Origin of the sequence: Geomonas sp., from assembly GCF_035254065.1 — a bacterium.
In the GTDB taxonomy this organism is placed as follows: Bacteria; Desulfobacterota; Desulfuromonadia; order Geobacterales; family Geobacteraceae; genus Geomonas.
In genome coordinates this window covers 1-4,628 of the sequence record NZ_DATFBA010000119.1, presented here as the reverse complement: position 1 = coordinate 4,628, position 4,628 = coordinate 1, and the positions used below count along the sequence as shown (strand labels likewise).

Below are 4,628 nucleotides of genomic sequence, written 5' to 3'. Positions count from 1 at the left end.
ATACGAAGGGTGCCGCGGGCGCGGTCGGTACTGCTTGAAATGTTGCTGCTGAAACCATTCTGTTCTCACCTCCTTTTTGTTGGAATCTCGGCTACCTCCGATTAAATGGGGGTAGCTGCCCCGAATCACGGGGCTGTCTCGTCAGTGAATCGGTGTTCCCCCTCCCTGTCCCTCCCCCTTCGGAAGAGGGAATGTTAAGGAAGGTTGGAATAGCCGGTTATCTGCCGGAGAGGTTCTCCTTGGTCCACTCCACCACCCTGGGCTGGGTGATCAGCGGGATCAGCTTGATCGCGGTCTTCTGGTCCAGCTGGTTCATCACCCCGATGGCCATCTTTGCGTCCAGCTTGTTCAAGAGAGAGGCGGCCTCTTCCGGCCTCAACCCCTTCAGTATCTTGAGCATCTTCTTGTAGCGCTCGTCGTCCTGCTTCTTCTTGGCCGCCAGGGAGCCTTCCAGCCCCTTGCGGGCGGCGTTCAGTTCCCTGGCCCTGGCGTCCAGCGTGGAGGAGAGCTGGTTCAGTGACTGCTCCTTCGCCGTCAGTGCGGCCTCCTTTTGGTCGAGCTGCTGGCGCTTCATTTCCAGTGCCGCGGCATCGTCGGCCGGTCTGGCGGGAGCGGCCACTTTGGCCGGGGCCGCGGCCGTGGTCGAGCGCGAGGGTGGAGCGGCTGAACAAGAGTAGAAGCCGGCGATGGTCAAGGCCGTCAGCACAAGCATCCTTCTCACGTCCGTTCACTCCTCCCCTGGACCGCCAGCTCGTCCAGGAAGGCGCGCTCCTTGAGGAGCTGCTCCATCTTGAGGTCGCGCATCTTCTTCTCCTTGAAAACTTCCAGAGCCTTCTTTTCCTTGGCCGCCACCAGCAGGGCTTCGCGCTTCTCCTGGACGGCCTTCTCCAGAGAATTCACCGATTCGCGCATCTCGCCGATCTCCTTGCTCTTTCTCCTGGTGAAGTCGCCGAAGAGCTGAAGGTCCTTGGCGTCGATCCCTTTCAGCTGCCGCTGGGCAAATTCCTGGCTGAGCGCCTCCAGGGCCGCCTTCTCCATTTTCAACTGCTCGCGCGCGAGCTCGTGCTGTTGTTTCGCCTTGGCCAACTCCAGCTGGTGCATCTTCTCGACTTCCTTGCGGAACTTGAGCACCTGCTCGAGCCTGAACTCCGGTCCTGCCATCTCCTAGCCTCCAGTTTTGTTTCCCTAATCCTCTCTGCCAGCTCTCCCTCTCCCCGCGGGCCCGTCCGCCGAAGCCCATCGGGCGAAGGAGGAAGAGGGCAGGGGTGAGGGAAGCCTCGCATCTTCGTGGAAAGTTCCCTCACCCTAACCCTCTCCCGGAGGGAGAGGGGATGCCGGCAGTAGCAGAAAGCGCCGTCAAAGGGGGGCGTAATCCTCGAATATGTTTGCCAGCGCCTGTATCGACTCCTCCACGCTCACCCCGTCGGTCACGTCCTGCTTCAGGTAGGCAATCATCTGCTCCATCTTGGCGATGGCGTAGTCGATCTTCGGGTTGCTCCCCACCTTGTAGGCGCCGATGTTGATCATGTCCTCCGCCTGCCGGTAGGCGGCCAGGATCTCCTTGAACTGTCCGGCCAGCTGCCGATGGTCGCGGGAGGTCACGTCGGACATCACGCGGCTGGCGCTGTTCAGGAGGTCGATGGGCGGGTAGATGTTGCGCGCCGCCAACTCCCTGGTCAGGATGATGTGCCCGTCCAGGATGCTCCGCATGGCGTCCGAGATCGGCTCGTTGAAGTCGTCCCCTTCCACCAGCACGGTGTACAGACCGGTGATGCTCCCCCCCTGGAAGTTGCCGGTCCGCTCCAGGAGCCTGGGGAGCGCGGCGAACACCGAGGGTGTGTATCCCTTGGTGGTGGGGGGCTCGCCGATCGCCAGCCCCACCTCGCGCATGGCCATGGCGAAACGGGTGGCGGAGTCCATCATCAAGAGCACCTTCTTCCCCTGTGACTGGAAGTATTCGGCGATGGTGGTGGCGATGTAGGCGCCGCGCATCCTGACCAGCGGCGGCTGGTCGGAGGTGGCGACCACCACGACCGATTTCTCGAGCCCTTCCTGCTGCAGGTCCTTCTCGATGAACTCCCTGAGCTCGCGGCCGCGCTCGCCGATCAGGGCGATCACGTTGACGTCGGCCTCGGTGTAGCGGGCGATCATGCCGAGGGTGGTGGACTTGCCGACCCCGGAGCCGGCCATGATGCCGACCCTCTGCCCCTCGCCGCAGGTCAAAAGCCCGTTGATGGCCCGGATCCCCAGGTTGAGGGGCTTCCTGATCGGCCTCCTCTTCATGGGGTTGACCGGCGCCGCGTAGATCGGGTATTCGTCGGCCACGGCGATCGGCCCTTTGTCGTCAATGGGGGCACCGAGTCCGTCGATAACGCGCCCGAGCATGGCGGGTCCCACCCCCAGCGCGGCCTTCTCGCGCCTGACGGAAATCAGGCTCCCCAGCCCGACCCCGCGCAGCTCACCCAGCGGCATCAGCAGGGTCTTGTTCTCCCGGAAGCCGACTACCTCGGCGGGGATGGGGGGCGAGCCGTCCGAGTGGACCTCGCACAGGCTCCCCACCGCGGTCTCCGGGCAGTACCCCTCGATCACCAGGCCGACCACCTGGGTCACCCTGCCGTGGAAACGGACCGGCTTGGCCGCTTCGACTACGGGGAGATAACGGGCCAGATCAACCATCGACATCCTCCCTGCGCGCGGTCCTTTCCTCGCAGAGCCTTCTCAGTATCTCGTCGAGCTGGGCGTCCACCCCTGCATCGATATTGCCGCGCATGGTCTCCACCAGGCAGCCCGCCCGGCCTACCGCGGGGTCCGGCTTCAGGGTGATGGAGGGGTTGGCCTGCAGCAGTTCCTGGAACTCCCGGCAGTCTATCAGCACCTGGTACTCGTCGGGGTTCAGCCTGACCAGCACCGCTCCCCCCTCCGAGGCCACCTCCAGCGCCGACTGCACCAGGCCGACCATGATGCCCGGATCGCAGGCGAACTCCCTCAGCATCACCTTGCGGGCGACCAGCACCGAGAGCTTCAGGAGATCCTCCTCCGCCTCGTGCATGAGCTGCGCACGCAGGGAGCCGAGTGCGGCAAGCGCCTTCCCCATCGTCTCGGTCACCGTGGCGAAGGCGGCCTCCGCCTCCTCTTTCCCTTGCCGGTACCCCTCCGCGCGGGCCTCCCGGATCAGCCGGTGCGCCTCCTCCTCCGGGATGCAGACGGGCGGCGCGGCCTCCGCGGGCTCCGTCTCGGCCGCATTGAGGGCAGGCTCGGGCTCCTCTCCCCCCAAGGTGACCGGGCGGAACTGGTCGGCAATAGGCCCGGCGAGCTCGCCCCCCAAGGGGAGCAGGGTGTAGGGGGCGTGCCCCTCCTCTCCCCTGCGGATGATCTTACACGAGCACATCTTCGGCCCCCCGACCGGCGATGACCACCTTCCCTTCCTCTTCCATCTTGCGGACGATCTTGATGATCTCGGATTGCGCCTTCTCCACGTCGGAGAGCCGCACCGGCCCCATAACCTCCAGGTCCTCCTTGATCATCTCGGCGGCGCGCGAGGAGATGTTGCGGAAGATCTTGTCCTTGACCTCGTCCACCGAGGTCTTCATGGCCAGCGTCAGGGTATCGTTGGAGACCTCCCTCATGATGGACTGGATGGCGCGGTCGTCCAGCTTGAAGATGTCCTCGAAGGTGAACAGGTGCTTCCTGATCACCTCCGCCAGGGGCGGGTTCATGGTGTCCAGCTTGTCGAGGATCTTCTTCTCGCGGCTTCGGTCCAGGTGCGCGAAGACGTCCACCACCTTCTCGACGCCACCCACCTTGAAGCGCTGCACGCCACCCAGCGAGTTCAGCTCGCGGCGAATCACCTCGTCGATCTCGGCCAGGATCTCCGGGGAGACCTGGTCCACCTCGGCGATCCGGATCACCACCTCGGCCTGCAGCTCCTGGGGGAGCAGGGAGATGATCTCGCTGGTCTGCTTGGGCTTGAGCTTGGCCAGGATGACGGCGATGGTCTGCGGGTGCTCCTGCGAGAAGAAGTTGGCGATGGTGCGTGGGTCCATGGTGGCCAGCATGTCGGTCATGTCGCCGATGCCGGCGGTGCGGATCTCCTGTAAAAGGGTCTCGGCCCTCACCGGTCCCAGCGCCTTCTCCAGGATCTTCTTGACGAACTCTTCCCCTTGGGAGAAGAAGCCGGTCTCCGGATTGGTGATGTCGGTGAACTCGCTGACCACGGCGGAGATGTCCTCGCGCGGCACGTGGCCGAGCCTCGACATGCTCTGGCTGATCTTCTTGATGTCGATGTCGTCCATGTGGCCGAACACCTTGGCCGTGGCCTCCGGCCCCAGGTACAGCAGGAGCACGGCCGCTTTTTCCGCCCCGGTCATGAAACACCTCGTGCAAACGTTTTCTTCACGCTATTCCTTTTGCGCCAGCCAGTTCTGCAGGATCTGGGCAACCTGGTAGGGGTCCTGCTTGACCTTCTCCACCAGCTCGATCTGGGTGAGTCTCAGCCGCTCCTGCTCCCTCTTCTGCTGCTCGATCATCTGGGAGTTCTCCTCCTCGGTCTGCAGCGGGAGGAAGGAGGCCCCTTGCGGCTTCTTCTCCACCTTGAGGGTCTTCAAAAGCGGTCTCAGCACGAACATGAT

General features: G+C 63.8%; 5 protein-coding genes and 1 pseudogene. All 6 read right to left on the bottom strand.

The features are described from left to right. Nucleotides 1-217: 217 nt before the first annotated feature. Nucleotides 218-712 carry a hypothetical protein gene (locus tag VJ604_RS06005; protein ID WP_324080646.1) on the bottom strand — a complete coding sequence of 165 codons (495 nt, stop codon included), beginning with the start codon at nucleotides 710-712 and terminating at the stop codon, nucleotides 218-220. A gap of 5 nt (nucleotides 713-717) precedes the next feature. After that, nucleotides 718-1,161, bottom strand: a complete 444-nt coding sequence (gene fliJ / locus VJ604_RS06000) for a flagellar export protein FliJ (RefSeq protein WP_324080644.1) — start codon at nucleotides 1,159-1,161, stop codon at nucleotides 718-720. A 195-nt stretch (nucleotides 1,162-1,356) separates the two neighbouring features. Continuing rightward, the gene (fliI, locus tag VJ604_RS05995) at nucleotides 1,357-2,682 is read right to left on the bottom strand and encodes a flagellar protein export ATPase FliI (protein WP_324080642.1); all 1,326 of its coding nucleotides are present in this window, start codon (nucleotides 2,680-2,682) and stop codon (nucleotides 1,357-1,359) included. After that, complete coding sequence (locus tag VJ604_RS05990) at nucleotides 2,669-3,388, bottom strand: FliH/SctL family protein (protein ID WP_324080640.1); 720 nt, start codon at nucleotides 3,386-3,388, stop codon at nucleotides 2,669-2,671. The genes fliI and VJ604_RS05990 overlap by 14 nt, the downstream gene beginning before the upstream one ends. Then, nucleotides 3,375-4,367, bottom strand: coding sequence for a flagellar motor switch protein FliG (gene fliG / locus VJ604_RS05985; RefSeq protein WP_324080637.1), 993 nt, complete (start codon nucleotides 4,365-4,367; stop codon nucleotides 3,375-3,377). The genes VJ604_RS05990 and fliG overlap by 14 nt, the downstream gene beginning before the upstream one ends. 30 nt (nucleotides 4,368-4,397) lie before the next feature. Further along, nucleotides 4,398-4,628: pseudogene (locus VJ604_RS05980) on the bottom strand (flagellar basal-body MS-ring/collar protein FliF); the annotation flags it as partial.